At 52.6% G+C, this 19,052-nt stretch carries 13 protein-coding genes; 8 read left to right on the top strand and 5 right to left on the bottom strand.

What is annotated here, in order from left to right; genetic code table 11:
* Positions 1 to 55: 55 nt before the first annotated feature.
* The 8 genes from PKH29_06450 (at position 56) to PKH29_06415 (ending at position 8,251) form a co-directional block, all read left to right on the top strand.
* Positions 56 to 1,108 carry an inorganic phosphate transporter gene (locus tag PKH29_06450; GenBank protein ID HNX14478.1) on the top strand — a complete coding sequence of 351 codons (1,053 nt, stop codon included), beginning with the start codon at positions 56 to 58 and terminating at the stop codon, positions 1,106 to 1,108.
* Positions 1,109 to 1,128: 20 nt separating this feature from the next.
* Positions 1,129 to 1,755 carry a DUF47 family protein gene (locus PKH29_06445; GenBank protein HNX14477.1) on the top strand — a complete coding sequence of 209 codons (627 nt, stop codon included), beginning with the start codon at positions 1,129 to 1,131 and terminating at the stop codon, positions 1,753 to 1,755.
* A gap of 197 nt (positions 1,756 to 1,952) precedes the next feature.
* Entirely contained in the window at positions 1,953 to 2,309 is a 357-nt protein-coding gene (locus tag PKH29_06440; protein HNX14476.1) for a metalloregulator ArsR/SmtB family transcription factor, read from the top strand.
* Positions 2,310 to 2,330: 21 nt separating this feature from the next.
* Complete coding sequence (locus PKH29_06435; protein HNX14475.1) at positions 2,331 to 4,175, top strand: heavy metal translocating P-type ATPase; 1,845 nt, start codon at positions 2,331 to 2,333, stop codon at positions 4,173 to 4,175.
* Between the two features lie 230 nt (positions 4,176 to 4,405).
* Positions 4,406 to 5,017 (top strand): hypothetical protein, encoded by a 612-nt coding sequence (locus tag PKH29_06430; protein HNX14474.1) that lies wholly within the window; start codon positions 4,406 to 4,408, stop codon positions 5,015 to 5,017.
* Positions 5,014 to 5,883 (top strand): sugar phosphate isomerase/epimerase family protein, encoded by an 870-nt coding sequence (locus PKH29_06425; protein ID HNX14473.1) that lies wholly within the window; start codon positions 5,014 to 5,016, stop codon positions 5,881 to 5,883. The genes PKH29_06430 and PKH29_06425 overlap by 4 nt, the downstream gene beginning before the upstream one ends.
* 21 nt (positions 5,884 to 5,904) lie before the next feature.
* On the top strand, positions 5,905 to 6,309 hold the full coding sequence (locus tag PKH29_06420; GenBank protein HNX14472.1) for a hypothetical protein: 405 nt from the start codon (positions 5,905 to 5,907) through the stop codon (positions 6,307 to 6,309).
* A 55-nt stretch (positions 6,310 to 6,364) separates the two neighbouring features.
* Complete coding sequence (locus PKH29_06415; protein ID HNX14471.1) at positions 6,365 to 8,251, top strand: thioredoxin domain-containing protein; 1,887 nt, start codon at positions 6,365 to 6,367, stop codon at positions 8,249 to 8,251.
* On the opposite strand, the gene PKH29_06410 is transcribed toward PKH29_06415, so the two are convergent.
* The 5 genes from PKH29_06410 to PKH29_06390 all read right to left on the bottom strand — a co-directional run bounded on the left by PKH29_06410 (position 8,248) and on the right by PKH29_06390 (position 19,048).
* Positions 8,248 to 10,296: a DUF4838 domain-containing protein gene (locus tag PKH29_06410; GenBank protein HNX14470.1), complete on the bottom strand. Its 2,049-nt coding sequence runs from the start codon at positions 10,294 to 10,296 to the stop codon at positions 8,248 to 8,250. The genes PKH29_06415 and PKH29_06410 overlap by 4 nt on opposite strands.
* Positions 10,297 to 10,342: 46 nt before the next feature.
* The gene (locus PKH29_06405; GenBank protein HNX14469.1) at positions 10,343 to 11,461 is read right to left on the bottom strand and encodes a hypothetical protein; all 1,119 of its coding nucleotides are present in this window, start codon (positions 11,459 to 11,461) and stop codon (positions 10,343 to 10,345) included.
* A gap of 173 nt (positions 11,462 to 11,634) precedes the next feature.
* A complete protein-coding gene (locus tag PKH29_06400) occupies positions 11,635 to 13,677 on the bottom strand; it encodes an alpha-galactosidase (protein ID HNX14468.1) in 2,043 nt (680 codons plus the stop codon).
* A 205-nt stretch (positions 13,678 to 13,882) separates the two neighbouring features.
* A complete protein-coding gene (gene carB, locus PKH29_06395; GenBank protein ID HNX14467.1) occupies positions 13,883 to 17,914 on the bottom strand; it encodes a carbamoyl-phosphate synthase large subunit in 4,032 nt (1,343 codons plus the stop codon).
* A 42-nt stretch (positions 17,915 to 17,956) separates the two neighbouring features.
* A complete protein-coding gene (locus PKH29_06390; GenBank protein ID HNX14466.1) occupies positions 17,957 to 19,048 on the bottom strand; it encodes a carbamoyl phosphate synthase small subunit in 1,092 nt (363 codons plus the stop codon).
* Positions 19,049 to 19,052: the final 4 nt, after the last annotated feature.

Genomic DNA, 19,052 nt, shown 5'->3' with positions numbered 1-19,052 from the left:
TTATGTTATAATGTGTCATGTAAAACTTTGCGAATTTTTAACGAAAGGTTTACATATGAACGTTTCATTTAGCGAATTCATTTCTCAGCTGATTTCAAACCCGCTGCTCCTCATCACCGCCCTGCTTACGCTGGGCGTCATTCTTGTCAACGGCTGGACGGACGCGCCGAACGCAATTGCAACCTGCGTCTCGACCCGTTCGATGAAAGCGCCCGCCGCCATCATGATGGCCGCCGTATTCAATTTTCTCGGCGTTTTGATCATGACGATGGTCAACTCCAAAGTCGCCATGACGATTTATAACATGGTCGATTTCGGCGGAGAGACCAAAGATGCAACCATCGCCCTTTGCGCGGCTCTGTTCGCGATTGTCATATGGGCGACCGCGGCATGGTGGTTCGGAATCCCGACCAGCGAGAGCCACGCGCTCATCGCGGGCCTTTCGGGAGCCGCGATCGCGCTGCACAGCAGCTTGTCCGGCATCAATTTTTCCGAATGGATGCGGGTCATCATCGGTCTTGTGCTCTCCTCGGTTTTGGGTTTTGCCTCGGGCTTTGTATTCGCCCGGCTGATTGAGATTATTTTTAAAAGATATGACCGGCGCAAAATGAACCGGGTTTTCGGCAAAGCACAGGTGGCCGGGGGCGCGGCAATGGCGTTTATGCACGGCGCGCAGGACGGCCAAAAGTTCATGAGCGTCTTTTTGCTCGGTATCTTTCTGGTCAACGGCCAGACCGAAGTAAAGAACTTTGCGATTCCGATCTGGCTGATGATCCTCTGCTCCGCGGTCATGGCACTCGGTACTTCCATCGGCGGATACAAGATCATCAAATCAGTCGGTCTCGATATGGTCCATCTCGAGACCTATCAGGGCTTCGCTGCCGATTTAGGCGCGGCGGGTTGTTTATTGCTGTCGACGCTGACGGGCATCCCGGTCAGTACGACCCACACCAAAACGACGGCGATTATGGGTGTCGGCGCCTCGCGGCGGCTCTCGGCAGTCAACTGGAAAATCGTCAAAGAGATGTCGTCTGCCTGGATTCTGACTTTCCCGGGCTGCGGTCTTTTGAGTTTTCTGACCGTCAAACTGTTCATGCTGATTTTTTAAATTGAAAGGAAGATATTGCTATGCTCGGAAAAAAGAAGGAATATAATTATTTTGAATGTTTCTGTGAGGTCGGTAAAATAGCGAATGAAGCCGCTTCCTATCTCAATCAGGTTATGGAGTGCTTCGAGGTCTCGAGAATTCCGGAGCATGTTGAGAACATGCACAAGCTGGAAAACGCCGCCGACATGATCAAACATGAACTTACGAGCCATCTGGCCCATGAATTTATCACGCCGATTGAACGCGAAGATATTTCAGCGTTGTCATCGGAACTGGACAATGTCGTCGACACCGTCGAGGACGTCATGCGCCGCATCTATATGTTCAACGTCAAAGCGCTTCGCCCCGAAGCCGTTGAATTCACCGGGCTGATCGCGCGCAGCTGCGCGACTTTCAGCAAATTGCTTGCCGAATTTCCGAACTTCAAAAAATCCAAGACCATCAATGAATTGATCATCGAAATCAACACGCTCGAAAACAAAGGGGACAAGCTGCATGCCGACTCTCTTCGCAAATTGTTCGGCGAAACCGCTTCTGCCGATGAGCGCCTTGTCTGGATGATGATCTTTGAATCGCTCGAGAACAGCATGGATGCCTGCGAAAACGCCGCCGACCTGATCGAGAGCATCATCATGAAGAACACATAATCGAATGACAAACGGCGCAAGGAATTCCCTGCGCTATCTTTTTATGATTGAAATTTCTGCCTGATTGCTTTGTAATTTAAATTTATAGAAACCCCTTGACAATTGAGTATCTATTCAACTATAATGTCATTACGGTTGAATAATTATTCAACCATTTGACCGAATGTATATATCACTATAACGGAAAGGAGTTACTTATGTCTAAAAATGAGTTTATCTGTGACTGTAATACCGTCCACGGCGATATTGTGACCGAAGTCAACCGGCAGATGCTCGACCCGACAGTATTCGACCGACTTGCGGACTTTTTCAAGGTCTTCGGCGACGTCACGCGCATGAGAATTTTATGGGCGCTCGGCCAACACGAGCTCTGCGTCTGCGACCTTGCCAACATCTTGAGCATGAGCAAATCGGCGGTCTCTCACCAACTGGCTGTTTTGCGAAAAGCAGATCTCATCCGTTTCCGCAAGGACGGCAAAGAAGCGTATTATTCTCTCGCGGACGGCCATGTTAAAAATATTGCCGAGACCGGTCTCGAACACATAAATGAATAAAAAATCATAAGGATAAAAACAATGGAAAAAGAACAGAAATTTGTTTTAATACGAATAATGATCGGCGCTGTTTTATTGGGCGTCGCTTTTATATTTTCTCTCCCCGAAACAATTGAGTTAATTTTATGTATCGCAGCTTATCTGATCTCCGGCTGCGACATCGTCTGGAAAGCGGTTAAAAACATCCTGCACGGTGAGATCTTCGACGAAAATTTTCTCATGACCCTCGCCACCGCAGGAGCGTTCGCCATCGGCGAATATCCCGAAGCGGCGGCTGTCATGCTCTTTAATCAAGTAGGTGAATTTTTTCAAGATTTGGCTGTCGGCAGAAGCCGCGCGTCCATCGGCGAACTGATGGACATCCGCCCCGAATATGCGAACCTCGAACAAAACGGCGAGCTGAAACAAGTCGCGCCCGATACGGTCGAAGCCGGCACAATCCTCGTGGTCAAGCCCGGCGAAAAAATCCCGATCGACGGCGTTGTCACCGAGGGGAGTTCCTCGCTCAACACCACCGCGCTTACCGGTGAGAGTCTGCCGCGCGACGTGCGGGAGGGCGACGGCGTCTACGCCGGCTGTGTCAACCTTTCGGGCCTGCTGCATATCCGCACAACCGGCACCTTCGGCGAATCGGCGGTCGCAAAAATCCTCAACCTCGTCGAAAACGCCGAGAGCGGAAAAACCAGAAGCGAAAAGTTTATCACCCGGTTTTCCCGGGTCTATACTCCGATTGTCGTCATCGCAGCACTGCTGCTTGCGGTCGTGCCCTCGCTCATCACCGGCGAGTGGATTGACTGGATCCGCCGCGCGCTGATTTTCCTTGTGATCTCCTGCCCTTGCGCACTCGTCATCTCGGTGCCGCTGTCTTTCTTCGGCGGCATCGGCGGCGCGTCAAAACGCGGAATTTTGGTCAAGGGTTCGAACTATCTCGAGGCGATTTCGAAAATCGACACCGTCGTTTTTGACAAGACCGGCACCCTGACAAAAGGCGTTTTTACCGTGCAGGCCATTCACCCCGAGATCATCTCGGAGGAGAGATTGCTTGAGATCGCGGCGATGGCCGAGAGTTATTCCGACCACCCGATCTCGGTTTCCCTCAAGAGCGCCTACGCGCGCGCCATCGACAAGAACCGCATCACCGGTGTTGAAGAAATCGCCGGGCGGGGTATTAAAGCCATCGTGGACGGCAGAACCATCTATGCCGGAAACTGCGCGCTGATGGAACAAGCCGGCGCACAGTGGAAATCCTGCGAAAATCAGGGTACGATCATCCATGTCGCCGACAGCGGCGAATATATGGGACATATTGTGATCGCCGACGAAATCAAGCCCCAGTCCAAAGCGGCGATATCCGCGCTTAAAAACCTCGGTGCCCGAAAAACCGTGATGCTGACCGGCGACCGGGAAGCCGTCGGCAAAGATGTGGCCGAAAAGCTCGGGCTTGATGAGGTTCACGCCGAACTGCTGCCCGCCGATAAAGTCACCCAAGTTGAGCGGTTGATGGATGAAAAGAGCAAAAAAGGCAGTTTGGCCTTTGTCGGTGACGGCATCAACGATGCGCCGGTGCTCAAACGCGCCGATGTCGGCATCGCAATGGGCGCGCTGGGTTCCGACGCCGCCATCGAAGCCGCCGACGTCGTGTTGATGGACGACAACCCCGAAAAAATCGCGCAGGCCGTCAAAATCTCCCGCAAAACCCTTTCCATCGTCAAGCAGAACATTATTTTTGCGCTCGGTGTGAAAGGAATCGTGCTCCTGCTCGGCGCTCTCGGCGTGGCCAATCTGTGGGAAGCCGTCTTCGCAGACGTGGGCGTCGCGCTGTTGGCTGTCCTGAACGCTCTGCGGGCGATGAAAAATAAATTTTAACCGGTAACCCGAAACCGGTGTCATCCTGAGCGAAGCCCGGCAGCAAGCATACCCGGATTGGCAATAAACAATTCGAGCGCCGTCGAAGGATCTCGGTACCGCTAAGCGATATTCATACAAGCCGCCTGCATTCATCACGCGGGCGGCTTTTGTTATTTCAATAATCCCTTTTCTTTTTATAGCGGAAACGCTATAATAAATGTGATAACGGGCAGGAGGAAAATAAACTGATGAGTACCAAGGAGAGCAACGAGATCACCGTAAAAGTCACTTGTGAACTGCCGGAATTTTATGCGCTGTTGGAAAGCAAGGGTTTCTCCCCTTCCGACCGCTTCACTCTCGATGATTTCTATTTCATTCCTAATGCTTTGAATATAAAGGACATAACCGCCAGAGAGATTTTATCCAAATCCGTGTTGGTTCGGGAAATCCGCGATCCCGTAAAAAACCGAATCACCAGACGGCTTACTTATAAAACCAAAGAATTCAACTCATCAGGCGAGATTTTACACCAGACCGCAGTCAACTGCGAAATCTTAAATACAGAAAATGCCAAAAAACTGCTCTCGGCACTGGGATATCGGGAACTCATGCGCATCGTCGAGGACGACATCGTCTATGAAAAAAACGGCTTTGAACTGGCTGTCAAAGATATTCACGGCGGGGACAAACTCATCGAAATCGAGACCGAACCCGACAACAGTGATTTGGATACCATCGAAAAGCTGAAACAAAAACTGCTTTCTCTGCACTTGCCGATCGACCAAAGCGACTTCTTTGTCAAAAAAGCGGAAGCTGCGTTAAATAAAATTCTAAGAGAAACAAACGGGAGGAACGTATGAAATTCGGAATTTATTATGCCTACTGGGAGCATGAATGGGGCGGTAATTTCGTCCCTTATATCGAAAAAGTCAAGCGGCTCGGTTTTGACATCCTCGAAGTCGCCTGCGGCAACTTCCATCTTGAAAACAATTCTTTTTTTGACGAGCTGCGCCGCGTCTCCGAGGCGAACGGCATCACCCTGACCGGCGGCTACGGCCCTCGCCCCGAGCACAACTTCGCCTCGAAAGATACGGCAGCCGTCGAAAAGGCGTTTGCTTTTTATGCCGATATGTTTCAAAAGATGGAGAAAGCCGGGATCGGTTCCATCGGCGGTGCGCTGTATTCCTACTGGCCCGTCAACTTTTCGGGTGAACTCGATAAATCCGGCGATTTCGAGCGCAGTGTCAAGAGTATGAAACGCCTTGCCGACATGGCGGCAAACCACGGCATCACATTGAATATGGAAGCCCTCAACCGCTTCGAGGGCTATCTGCTCAACACCGCAAGCGAGGCCGTCGACTATGTCAAAGCCGTCGATAAACCGAATGTCAAGGTCATGCTCGATACGTTTCATATGAACATTGAGGAGGATTCGTTTACCGGTGCTATTGAGCTTGCCGGAAACTTGCTCGGTCATTTTCATGTCGGCGAAGCCAACCGCAAACCGCCGTTTGAAAAAGGCCGCATGCCGTGGTCGGAAATCGGAAAAGCCCTTAAAAAGATCAGCTATACCGGCAATGTCGTGATGGAGCCTTTCGTACTGCCGGGCGGTCAGGTCGGAAAAGATATTTCCATCTGGCGCGACATCTCCGAAGGCGCAACGCTTGCAGACCTCGACTGTGCCGCCGCCGACTCGGTGACGTTTTTACGGAAATTGTTTCAATAAATATATCGGAGGAATTGAATTTTGCTGATTAAAATTTTCACCACATTCGGCAGCATCGTGACCGTCGGATTCGGCATTTGGCATTTTACGGTGCCGTCATCATTCAAGTGGTACAGCTATATCATACCGTCGGCAACCGAACTGGTGCTAGCGGTACGCGCCGTCAATCTGCTTTTTTCGCTGTGTCTCGTCTTATTCGGAGCCGTTAATTTGGTTTTTCTCTATGCACTGCCGAATAAACAGGCGCTTGCCGTGATGCTCGCGCTCTCCTGCATTCTCTGGGGCGCGAGGACTGTCACTCAGCTGGTCGAACCGCAGGGTTCCGTGAACCCCCTGATGCAATACGGAATGTTAGCCGCATTCATCCTCACGTTTTGCTGCTTTGCAGTCTCGTTTGTTCTGACCCTGCCGGCTTTAAAAGGATAATCGAATACCCGGCGGGTATGATAAAAGTATCTTTTGCCGGAGTGTGAAAAACATTATGCTCGGTCAGCAAACAACGAATCGTTTAATCCGCGAAACTTCCCCCTATCTGCTCGAACACGCCCATAACCCTGTGAACTGGTATCCGTGGGGCGAAGAAGCATTTGCAAAAGCCAAGGCCGAGGACAAACCCATTTTTTTATCCGTCGGCTATTCGGCCTGCCACTGGTGCCATGTGATGGCACGCGAGAGCTTTGAAGACGAGACGGTCGCAGAAATCTTAAATGACTCTTTCGTCAGTGTCAAAGTCGACCGTGAGGAGCGGCCCGACGTCGACGGGGTTTATATGCGCGCCTGTCAGGCAATGACCGGAAACGGCGGCTGGCCGATGAGCATATTCATGGGCGCGGACAAAATCCCCTTTTTCGCGGGGACCTATTTCCCCAAGGACTCATTTATTCAGATTCTCGAATCCGTTTCAAAGGCATGGAAATATGACCGCGAGTCCCTTTCGGAAAACGGACAGGAGATTGCCAAAGCGGTCGACCAAAAGACGGTCAACCGGTCCGTTAAATCAAAAACATTGATTGAAAAAGCCGTTTCCGAATATGAAAACAATTTCGATACGGCATACGGCGGATTCGGCAGTGCGCCGAAATTCCCGACGCCGCACAATTTGTTGTTTTTACTCGCAACCGCACCTGAGATGGCCGAAAAGACGCTTGACTCGATGTTTCGAGGCGGCATATTCGACCACATCGGCGGCGGCTTTTCGCGCTATTCCACCGACCGCCGCTGGTTGATCCCGCATTTTGAAAAGATGCTCTACGATAATGCCCTGCTTGCGATGGCCTATCTGACAGGTTTCGAGAAGACCCGAAAAGAACTCTGGCGAGATATCGCCGAGCGGATTTTTTACTGGCTTGAACATGAAATGGCCGCGCCCGACGGCGGGTTTTTCTCAGCGCAGGACGCCGATTCCGAGGGCGTCGAAGGGAAATTTTACGTCTTCACGCCGGATGAACTCAAGCTGCTTTTGGGCGAAGCCGAGGGAATCAAATTTTGCCGCCGCTACGGCATCTCCCCCGAGGGCAATTTCGAGGGCAAGAGCGTCCCGAACCTGCTGGAATCCTCTCTCGAACCGGATAAAATCGACGGATTATTACAGTCCGTATATAAATACCGCAAAAAACGACCCGCGCCGCGCACCGATGTCAAGATTCTGACCGCATGGAACGCGCTGACCGCCGCCGCATATGCAATGGCGGCGCGGATTCTGAAATCAGAAGAATACAAGAAAACCGCACAGAAAACGATTGAATATATCGAGCAAAATTTATCCGAAAACGGCACGCTTTTTTCCGGCGCTACCGACGGCAGGCGCATCGGCCCCGGCTTTCTGGATGATTACGCTTTTCTGATTTTCGCTCTGATTCAAATGCATCAGGCGACGCTCAACGATCACTATCTCGACCGCGCCGCCGAATTGGCGGACCGGACTTGGGATTTGTTTTGGGACGGGAAAAACAACGGATTTTTCTTCTCCGGCGCGCACAACGAAGCGCTTTTCGCCCGCCCCAAGGAGACCTGGGACGGCGCGTTGCCCTCGGGCAACTCGGTAATGGCGTATAATTTATCGCGGCTTGCTCTGCTGACAGGAGATGACAAGATGCCGGAAAGAGCCGAAAAACAAGACCGCTTCATGAGCGGTGAAGCAGCTTCTTATCCGATGGGAAATGCATTTTATCTCTGGTCTCTGCTGCCGGTGAAAAAAGTGGTCTGCCGCCTGAAAACCCCGGTTGATCTCGCCGGGCTTCGTATCCCTTCCGATTGGGCGTTCCGGCTGTCAACCGACCGCATCTACCCCGAGGTCGACGGAAAGACCACTTATTACGTCTGCGAAAACAAAACCTGCCACCCGGCCACAACCGAAATCCCGCATTAAGCCCAGTTGTTCCTGATCCGGCTGATCAGCGTGCGGGTCTGCGTTCTGGTCAGTGCATCGATGCTTTCCAACCCCGGTCCCGGCCAATCGTATCCGATCGGAATATAGTATAAATCCATCTTATCCGCCAGTTTTGCAATGCTACGCCACAACTTCGAGGCCTTTTCCCCGTCCTTCCGATAAAGGGCGTTATGGTACTGCACAAGACGGGTCATGATCTCCATGGTGTCCAGCCCGTAACGCAGCAGCCGCCTGTCTTCCGAAAGATTCTTTTCATAGGAACCGCGCACTTCCAACTGCCGCTGTTCAATGGGATTCACGGCTGTTGTATTCGAATATATACGCGAATCTGCCTGTGCTTCCCGTATTGAAGAATTGAGAATGTCCATCGCTCTGCGCAGAAGCCGGACGGAGTGTTGTCCGCTCCTGATTGCGCCCTCCGGGTTCTCGAAGTGAACATCCACCCGGAGCGGCTTTTCCGGCGTTTTGCCGTCCCATTTTTGCAGCTGCGTCAGCACGCTTCCGTCTCCCCAGGCGCGCCAGCTTGCGCTGAGCGCCCAGGCCTCTTCGGTCAGACGATATACCTCACGGGCTTTTTGCGCATACGGCCCGTATCTCAGGGTAAAGTATTCGTTTAAAAATGTATTTACATCCGTGTTCACATCCCAACTCATCTGGGCGTATAAGAGCTGCGTCAGCGTCCTCATTCCCCAATTCACCATCGGGACGTGCATATAAGTCATGCCGCTGACACCGAGCGCGTGAAAATACGGGATGTCGTTTGCGATTCTGTCTGTAAAAAGCAGCGGGAGATCTTCAAATTTTGACACGTTGTAATATTCCCCCACAATGAGAGGGATTCCGGGTGACAAGGAAAGCCAGTTTTTCAGCGCATTGTCATAGCCGATGTTTCTGCAGCAGGAAGGATCGGAAAAATTGTGCTCGTAACAGCGGAGGATGGGATAAGAGACACAGTAATCTCCGGAAGCCGTCAAGTTCCCGGGGATCGGATTCAGAGGCGCCTCAATCGTGGAAGTGCCCTCATAAGCGCACATCACCAGTTTTACCGCATGATCAACCCGTCCGTTTTGAATCGCCGCATCCACGATATTACGCAGTTTTGAAAGGAAATGCAGCATTCTGTCCGAGCCGTTGCCCAGCTTTTTGCACCCGTCGCAATGACAGCTGCTGCCCCAGGTGTCAAAGCCCCAAATTTCCAACCGGTCCGCTTCTTTCCACATGCCCATCGAGAGCTTTATAATCTCTTCTCCGAGAAAATCGGTCAATTCCTCATTCGAAACGCAAAATTGAATCTTTTGCGCGAGCTCCTTTGTTCGGACACCGTGGGCAGGGAGCCCGAACCAATCCTCGTGCTCTTGCCAAAGAGTTTTACCGGAAGGCATGATTCTGTCGGGATTTAAAATCTCCTCGAAAATGTGTCCGCCGTTTTTAAAAGACATGCCTAGTTTGCGGCAAAGCTGACCCGTCAAAGGATGATAGGTGGTCAAATCCATCCTGTTCCTGGCCATCCATAAATACATTTCAACGGAGTCCATGGATAAATAGACAAGGTCAAAACTTCGGCCTAACGGCATGGAAGGAGCATATTCCTTCTTTTTATCCGGCAGTTGAGGCTTGTCCGTATAAGGGGGTGCGATTTCTCCGGCCTGCCCCGGCAAGTGCCATCTCCAGCCGTTCAAACGCAAAAACTCATAAACCCCGTAAAGCAGCCCTTTCCGGCTTGCACCGCGAATCACGATACCGTCGTTTTGCGGTTCCAAGGAAAATTCGGCGCTGTCGCTCTTATCGTCGTCTGTTTTCAGCTCAATAAAATAATCGGCCGTTCCCCTTGCCGACCCGATCGAAATCTCCGCGTCGATCAAGGTTCTTCCCAGATGCTTTTTCACTTCCAGCGCCGCAAAGGATGCCGTGCATCTCGCCGCCTCAAAAAAATCTTTTCTGAAATCAATCTCGGCATCACCGGCCGCCCAAGTGAAAGCCAGCGATTCGCTCGATTCATAGTTTAAAATAATTTGTATATCCATCCATTTTTCCTCCATGTAAATCCGTTAAGGGATATCGGTGCCGGTTTCAGTTAGGGCAGCTCCAAACAAACGCAGGTTCCATATCCGGATAAGGGTTTTCGTAAAAGCGCTTATCAAGCGGTTTACCGGAGATTTTGCTATCCATCAAATCGAGCAGCGCGCGAAAGTCCTCCGGCTTGTGGTCGTGACCACCCGGTCTGTACCGCGAAACGATGTTTTGCGGTACGCCCAGGAATCTATAAACTTCTCTGGCGGCCATCAACGCCTGATGGCTCCCCTTGGGGTTACTCCAGATATCGCCGTACCCCTCGGTGTGCAGCAAGCAGCGAGGCGCGACCAGCGCCAACAGTTGATGCTGATCAAACGGCAGAAGCAGCTCTTTGTCGCGGTATTCACTCATTTTCGGCCCGAGCCAGTGCGGAATGCTGTCAAGCATCCCCGCCAATGTCTCGCTGCGTTCAATTTCAAATTCAGAACCGTCATATCCGTTCATATTAAAACGCCAAACGGTGGTTCCGCCTCCGCCGCTCCCGTTCGGCGCGGCATAGGCAATCCGCTCGTCCGCCGCAGCCGCAAGCAGCGCGGTTTTCCCGCCGCGCGAATGCCCTGTGACCGCGATGTTGCCCGCATCGACAAACGGCATCTGCGCCAAAGCATCGACACAGCGCAAGAACCCCCAAGCCCACCCCGCGAGCGAGCCGGATTCGATCTCGGGATAAACGCGGTACAGCGGGGAGTTTCTCACTTCGAATTTGTCATATACATTTCGGACAATCATCGTGCGGTCGAAAACGGCGGCGATATAGCCTCTTGCGTTGATCTCGGCAATCACTTCATCGGTCATCGTGCGGTAACAGCCGTCCCCGGTCAATACCACCGGCAGACGGCCCTCGTTTTTCGGCCGATATAGCCGCAGTTCAAAAGAAAGCTGCCGCTCACGTGTCCCGGAGGTGATCCGGCAGGTGTGTATCTGAATCCCGCTGCCCGCGTTGCAGGTCTCGAAGCCGAACACCTCCGGCTCGGGCGGCATTTTGCCGTATTCGATATCGGTGATCAGCGCCAAAAGTTCTTTTCTTTTTTTATACCACTCGGCGGGCGTCTTTATCCGAGTCCCGTCTCCGTTTAAAAAAGGGTCGGGCAGTTTTTGCAATACAGTGTCTTTCATGTGAACCTCCAGTGTAGGGGTCGGCGTCCCCGACGACCCGGCGGGCAGGGCCCGCTTCCATACGCGTCTTATAATTTACGAATTTTTGTTTCATAGCACGCGTTTCTTACCTCGGTGTTTTATATACGAAACGGATCATAAGGGATAAGATCCGAAACCGTTCCCCTCATTTTTTACTTACGGTGGAAAACCAACACTATTCCTCTGTTTTTATGCGGAAGCTTAATTACAATACCCTTTTTCGCCAACACTTCTGCATCGGCTTCAAAGGTCTCACCGGTATCGTAATCTTCAATGACATACCGCCCGATCACGGCTTCCGGCGGCAGGCGGAACGCCATTTCTTCCGTGGGCGAATCCAACCGGAATGCGTGGAAAATCCCGACGGCGTTACCGTGTTCGGCGTCACCGTTTGCGGCTTCACCGGACGCGGCTTGTGTCCTCTCGATATAGGAGGCACTCCAACCGCTCCTGTCCTCCATATCCCGAATCGGCGTCAGCGGATGAAAGATGCCCCGCTGGATCAATCTGCGGTGCTTTTTCGTAAAAGCGATTGCCTTTTTGATCTGTTCCTTTGTCCGTTCGTCCAGTCCCGCCATCTCACCCGAAAACGACAGATGCCCCCGCAAACAGACCTTGAGCAAAAAATCCGGGTCGACGTTCTCCACCTCGTCCCAGATGGCTTTTTTGGGCGTCAGCAACGGCGTGAACGGCTCCGTAAAACCGTAATGCGGGATTTTACCGCCGGGCTGTAAGCAGCACCAACGCAGCACCCGCCCGGTCAATATTCGCAGCGCAGCACCCTCTCCGATTCGCAGCACATCCCAAGGGTTCACCGTGTCGGACATGAAACACACGTCGAAGTGCTTTTGCGCCTCGGCTTCAAAACGCATGCCGCCGCTCGAGCAGCCCTCCAAAATCAAATTCGGGTATTTCGCCCGGACGTCGTCCATCATTCGCCACATTTGCCGCAGATAACCCATGTGCGCTATGCCGTGCACATCGCGCCCGAGCGCATGGTTAAAATCGATTTTAACCCAGCCCGCATTGTAGCGTTCGATGATTTCGCGAATCGTATCAAAAGTATATTGCGCAGCTTCCTCCCGGTCGAGATCGGGGGACAAAAACCCATTGCCATCGGGTAAAAACCATTCGGGATGTTCCAAAGCAAAAGGCACATTTTTCGCCAGTCGCTCCGGCTCGATCCAAATACCGAAAATCAAGCCTTTATTACGGACCTTGTCCGCAAATTCGCTCATTTTCCCATGAAAAGCCCCGTCGGCCTTTTCGCGCCAGTCCCCGACCTGCACATGCCAGGCGCCCTCCAGTTGCCCGTACCAACCCGCGTCGACGGTAAACGCCTCGCAGCCGAGCTCCGCCGCCGCGTCAAGCTGCCGGAGCAGTTCATCCTCGTCGAGTTGTTCAAAATTATAAAACCAGGTATTGAACTCGATAGGGATGGTTTTCGGATTTTTATGAGCTGCGTCCGCAAGCAGATACCGCTGAAAAGCGGCGGCACCGGACTCCGGCATTCCGTCGGCAAGATTCAAAAACACCGCACGTGAAAACACCGCGCTCTCTCCCGGCAAAATCTGATATGCCAATCCGCTCTCATCCGGGCCGGTGCTGATTAACAATATAGGTGAAGCCGTCGGGCTTGCGACTTCGGCTCGAATTTGCCAATCGCCGCTCACAAGAGAATGCACCCCAATTCCTTTCCCTGTCTCGGTGTTTTTTAATGCCATATATGGCGTTGCGCCCTGACAGGTACGCGCTCCATGGGCAGATATTTCAAAAGTTCCGTAAGTCAGTTCCCGCCACTGCCCTTGATTCTCTCTTGTCCACTCGTTGGATTGGGTATATAAATCAAATTGACCGGAGATCGCGGTGACCGCACTGTAACCGAAAATCGTCACCGGTGAAGTGCCGTTGTGAATCACTGCGTCCTCCCGCTCAATAGCTCCAGCCGTCTTTATCCAATGCACCTGCACCGTCAAGCCATGCGCAAACGCATAATTCGCAATCAGACCGTTCTCTTGCTGCGCGAACGAGCCCTTTGCATCCCGTTCGTCAAAGCAGCCGTGTTCTGTTTTCAATGAAAATACACCGCCCATATTTGTCGCTGTTTTCATACCGGCAATTGATTGAAAGGCAAGCGTACCGTTTTCAATTGTATATTTTAAATTATTTTTTCCCTCTTCCGCAATATAAGCCATACCGTCCTCCTGTTTTTTGCTTGAACCACTCATTTCCTTGATTCCCATTGTAAACATCAGGCGGCTGCCATGTCAATCTTTTCAAAGAATTATATTTAAATAAACCGGGTGTTTATTCGGACAAGCAATGGCTTCACTATATATAAAATATCACGCGGCGAAACGCCGCGCGATATCATGATTATTTACTTTACTTATCGATCTATCAATATTCTGCTACGCCGATATACACCAGTTTTGTGTCGCCGGTCAGCGTGATGCCCTCGTCGGTATAGTTAACTGTCAGATCGCCGCCGCGCAGCTTGACGGTGATGTCTTCGCCCTTGGCGCAAAATCCGTTTTCGACCGCCGCGACGACGGCCGCGCAGGCGCCGGTGCCGCAGGCCATGGTCTCGCCGTTGCCGCGTTCATAGACCCGCATCTTGATCGTGCTCTTATTGACCACGCGGATGAATTCGGTATTGACGCGCTCGGGGAAGATCGGGGCGTTTTCGAACTGCGGGCCGACGGTCTCGATGTCAATTCCGTCCACCCGGTCGCAGAACACCACGCAGTGGGGATTTCCGACGTTCACGCAGGTGATCCGGTAATCCTTGCCGCCGATCTCGACCGGATAGTCGATCACTTTTTCGGCTTTAATCGTTGTAGGAATTTTCTTCGCGGTGAGATCGGCCTTACCCATCTCGACGCCCGCATAGGTGACTTTGTTATTGCGGACATAGAGTTTGAGATTGCGGATGCCGCTTGCCGTCTCGATTTTCGCGGTGTCGCGCCCGATAAAGCCGTTGTCATATAAATACTTGCCGACTGAGCGGATGCTGTTCCCGGCCATCCTGCCTTCGGAGCCGTCGCGATTGAAAATACGCATTTTTGCGTCGGCAATCTTCGATTTTTCGATCAGCACCAGCCCATCTCCGCCGACCCCGTAGTGCCGGTCGCATAATTCGATGCACAACGATTCGGGACAGGTGATGTGCCCATCAAAATTGTCAATGAAGATATAGTCGTCGCCGGTGCCCTGCATCTTCATAAATTTGATTTTCTGTTTTTCTTCACGCATATGGTTGATGTCGACGAGCTCGGTGTTGCCGAGGTTAAAACGGCTGCGCAGAATATCTGCGGCGGCATTCGCCGTGTCGAGCGAAGTAAAACACGGGATCGACAGCAGCAGCGACTTGCGGCTGAGCGCGATAAAGTCCTCGACGCTCTCATCCATCAGCGCGCCGGTGTAGACCACAAAGCTGATTTTTCCGCTCTCGAGCAAGTCGAATGCATCCTTTTTGACGTTACTGACTGCCGTGACATCGATACCGAGGTTGCGAATGGCCTCTGCGGTATCGACGGTGGCGTAGATTTCGAATTTGAGGTCGTCGAGCTTTTTGGCAATTGACACAATTTCAAACCGGTCATGGACATCGACACTGATAAATACGCCTGCCGGTTTACCGGGCGACGGCGCTCTCAGGCGTTTGCCCGAAGCCGCGATGCCCTTGAATAACGCCTCGTTCAGCGTTTTCCCGATGCCGAGCACCTCGCCCGTGCTCTTCATCTCGGGGCCGAGATAGGCGTTCGCGTCCGCCAGTTTTTCAAACGAGAACACCGGCACTTTGACCGTGAAATACGGCGGAATGCGATATAACCCGATGCCGTAGCCGAGCGAAGCCAGCTCTTTTCCGACCATGACTTTGGCCGCCAGATCGGTCATCGGAACGCCGGTTACCTTGCTGATATACGGTACGGTGCGCGAAGCGCGCGGATTGACCTCAATCACATAGAGCTCGCCCTCGCTGATCAGATATTGAATGTTGACAAGTCCCTTGGTTCTAAGCGCCAGCGCGAGTTTGGTCGAACAGTCGGTGATGGTCATCATCATCTTGTCGCTGATGCTGTACGGCGGATAGACCGCAATCGAGTCGCCGCTATGCACGCCCGCCCGTTCGATATGCTCCATAATACCCGGAATCAGCACGTCACGCCCGTCGGAAATCACATCCACTTCAAGCTCGGTGCCCGGCATGTATTTATCAACGAGTACCGGATTGTCAATGCCCTGCGCCAAAATCCGCTCCATATAGATGCGTACTTCGTTTGCATCATGCACGATTTTCATATTCTGTCCGCCGATAACGTAGGACGGGCGCAGCAAGACCGGATAACCGAGTTCGTTCGCCGCGTTCAAGGCCTCTTCAAACGTACTCACGCCGAAGCCCTTTGGTCTGCGGATGCCGAACTGTTCGAGCAGCGCGTCAAATCGCTCGCGGTCTTCGGCGATGTCGATGCCCTCGGCGGAGGTGCCCAAAATCTTTACTCCGTTTTGGTCGAGGAATTTTGTCAGTTTGATGGCCGTCTGCCCGCCGAACGCGACCACGACGCCCACAGGGTTTTCGACTTTGACGATGTTCATCACATCCTCGGGCGAAAGCGGCTCAAAATAGAGCCGGTCGGCGGTGTCGTAGTCGGTCGAGACGGTCTCCGGGTTGTTGTTGATGATCACGACGTCGTAGCCCATCTCTTTGAGCGCCCAGACGCAATGCACCGAAGAGTAGTCGAACTCGATGCCCTGCCCGATACGGATCGGGCCCGAGCCGAGAACTATCACAACAGGTTTCCCCGAACGTTTGAACGGCCTTGCCTCACACTTCGCGCCGCAGGTCGAGTAAAAATACGGCGTCTCGGCGTCAAATTCCGCGCCGCAGGTGTCGACCATTTTGTAGGCAAAATCACAGCTGTAGGGCAGCGTTTTCATTCCCGAAAGACGCGTGAGCGCCTTGTCGGTGTAGCCGAATTTCTTTCCGGCCAAGTAACTTTCTTCGTCCAAGCCGGATTTCACAATCTGTGCCTCGTAATCGGCCAGTCTCGTCATCTTATATAAAAACCACTTATCGATTTTGGTGATTTCATTGATCTCCTCGACTGAGATACCCGCTTTCAGCGCTTCGAACACCGTAAACAACCGATAATCGTCGATGCGTTTCAACCGCTCTTTGATCGGTTCATTGTAAAGCGGCTGCGCGTTCAGGGTATCCAACGAAATCTCCGCGCCTCGCACGGCTTTCATCAGCGCCATCTCAAAGGTCGGCGCAATCGACATGACCTCGCCCGTGGCCTTCATCTGGGTGCCGAGTTTGCGCGATGCCCCGAAGAATTTGTCAAACGGCCACTTGGGTAATTTCACGACCACATAGTCGAGTGTCGGCTCAAAGCAGGCGCAGGTCTTACCCGTGATGTCGTTTTTGATCTCGTCGAGGGTATAACCGAGCGCGATTTTTGTTGTGATCTTCGCAATCGGGTAACCGGTCGCCTTGGAAGCTAACGCCGAGGAGCGCGATACACGCGGGTTGACTTCGATGACCGCATAGTCAAAGCTGTCGGGGTTCAGCGCGAACTGGCAGTTGCAGCCGCCGACAATGCCGAGCGCCGAGATGATGTTCAACGACGCCGAGCGCAGCATCTGATATTCCTTGTCCGAAAGCGTCAGCGCCGGAGCGACGACAATGCTGTCGCCGGTATGCACGCCGACCGGGTCGAAATTCTCCATGCTGCACACCGCGATCACGTTGCCGACCGCGTCGCGCATGGTCTCGAATTCGATCTCTTTCCATCCGTAGATATACCGCTCGACCAAAATCTGATCGATCGGCGAAGCGTCGATACCGGTCGCCGCAACTGCTTTGAGCTCCTCGGGCGTATAAGCGACGCCGCCGCCCGTTCCTCCGAGGGTGTAGGCCGGGCGGACGATGACCGGATAGCCGATCTTTTCCGCAATCTCCAGCGCGCCGGGTACGGTCGTTGTGATGTCCGACGGGATCACCGGCTCGCCGATGACCTCCATGGTCTCTTTGAAAAGTTCCCTATCTTCGGCCTTTTTGATGGCCTCGACGTTGGTGCCGATCAGCCGGACGTTGTGCTTTTGTAAAAATCCGTCGCTTTCGAGCTGCATCGAGAGCGTCAGCCCGGTCTGTCCGCCGAGTCCGGCTAACATCGCGTCAGGCTTCTCTTTTTCGATAATACGCTTCAGCGTCTCGACGTTGAGCGGTTCGAGATAAATCTCATCCGCCAGCGCGTTATCGGTCATGATCGTTGCGGGGTTGGAGTTGACGAGAACCACATTGACGCCCGCGTCTTTGAGCACGCGGCAGGCTTGTGCGCCCGCATAGTCAAACTCAGCCGCCTGCCCGATCACTATCGGGCCGGAGCCGATCATTAAAACTTTTTGAATGCTTTTATCTAACGGCATGAAGTTTTAGTCCTGCCTTTCTTTTCTTTAAAAGGGCCTTAATCAGTCAGAGATTCTTCGGCTTCGCTCAGAATGACAATTACTATCCATCAACGCACAGAACCGGTCGAACAAAAACGCCGTATCCAGCGGGCCCGAGGAGGCCTCGGGGTGAAATTGAACCGTAAACGCCTTTGCGTCGGTGTAGTCCACGCCCTCGCAGGTACCGTCATTGGCGTTTTCGAAGCTGATCACGCCGTTTTTGACCGTGTCAGAAACGACTGCGTAGCCGTGGTTCTGGCTCGTGATATAAGTTCTCGTCCCGAGCAGATCGCGCACCGGTTGGTTGACGCCGCGATGCCCGTATTTGAGCTTCATGGTCTTGCCGCCCTGACTGAGCGCAAGCAGCTGATGCCCCAGGCAGATACCAAAAATCGGAACCTTTCCGAATAAATTGCCCAGTTCTTTGATGATCTCCGTATTTTCCGCAGGGTCTCCCGGTCCGTTCGACAGCATCACGCCATCGGGCTTTAGGGCTAATATTTCTTTCGCGGTCGTATAAGAGGGCACGACGGTCACCGCACAGCCGCGTTTGCGCAGCTCACGGATGATGTTGTGCTTTGCGCCGTAATCGGCTAAAGCAACTTTATATTTGGTTTCACCTTGCGCCGGAAACTCCTCGATTTTTTCGCAAGTGACACTCTTGACTGCATCGACAATCAGATAATTTTTAGCACCGGTCAAATCTTTCGGAACTTCGTCGCAGATCATCGCATTCATCACGCCGTGTTCGCGGATGATCTTGGTGATCTCGCGGGTATCCAAGCCGTAAATCCCCGGAATTCCGCTCTTCTTTAAAAAAGCGTCCAGATCATACTGGGCGCGAAAATTGGACGGCGTGTCGCACCACTCATGTACGACATATCCCTTGACGCAGCATTTACCTTCAAAATCGGCTTCGATGATGCCGTAGTTGCCGATCAACGGAAAGGTCTGCAAGACAATCTGCCCGTAATAGCTCGGGTCGGTCAGCGTCTCGATATAGCCGCACATACCGGTCGTGAAGACCAACTCGCCCGTGCAGCCCGTATCCGCGCCGAACCCGATGCCCTCAAAGGTTGTGCCGTCGTCCAGTACCAAAAATCTTTTTCCCATGTTG

It is taken from the genome of Oscillospiraceae bacterium (assembly GCA_035353335.1).
Taxonomy (GTDB): domain Bacteria; phylum Bacillota; class Clostridia; order Oscillospirales; family JAKOTC01; genus DAOPZJ01.
Note: the sequence above shows the minus strand (reverse complement) of the source record. Positions and strands in the feature narration are given on the sequence as shown.

Excerpts from the sequence above, each read along its gene's own strand:
- PKH29_06425 (HNX14473.1), top strand. The coding sequence starts at position 5,014 with ATGAAATTCGGAATTTATTATGCCTACTGGGAGCATGAATGGGGCGGT.
- PKH29_06445 (HNX14477.1), top strand. The coding sequence starts at position 1,129 with ATGCTCGGAAAAAAGAAGGAATATAATTATTTTGAATGTTTCTGTGAG.
- PKH29_06405 (HNX14469.1), bottom strand. The coding sequence starts at position 11,461 with ATGAAAGACACTGTATTGCAAAAACTGCCCGACCCTTTTTTAAACGGA.
- PKH29_06410 (HNX14470.1), bottom strand. The coding sequence starts at position 10,296 with ATGGATATACAAATTATTTTAAACTATGAATCGAGCGAATCGCTGGCT.
- carB (HNX14467.1), bottom strand. The coding sequence starts at position 17,914 with ATGCCGTTAGATAAAAGCATTCAAAAAGTTTTAATGATCGGCTCCGGC.
- PKH29_06430 (HNX14474.1), top strand. The coding sequence starts at position 4,406 with ATGAGTACCAAGGAGAGCAACGAGATCACCGTAAAAGTCACTTGTGAA.
- PKH29_06390 (HNX14466.1), bottom strand. The coding sequence starts at position 19,048 with ATGGGAAAAAGATTTTTGGTACTGGACGACGGCACAACCTTTGAGGGC.
- PKH29_06400 (HNX14468.1), bottom strand. The coding sequence starts at position 13,677 with ATGGCTTATATTGCGGAAGAGGGAAAAAATAATTTAAAATATACAATT.
- PKH29_06435 (HNX14475.1), top strand. The coding sequence starts at position 2,331 with ATGGAAAAAGAACAGAAATTTGTTTTAATACGAATAATGATCGGCGCT.
- PKH29_06415 (HNX14471.1), top strand. The coding sequence starts at position 6,365 with ATGCTCGGTCAGCAAACAACGAATCGTTTAATCCGCGAAACTTCCCCC.
- PKH29_06440 (HNX14476.1), top strand. The coding sequence starts at position 1,953 with ATGTCTAAAAATGAGTTTATCTGTGACTGTAATACCGTCCACGGCGAT.
- PKH29_06450 (HNX14478.1), top strand. The coding sequence starts at position 56 with ATGAACGTTTCATTTAGCGAATTCATTTCTCAGCTGATTTCAAACCCG.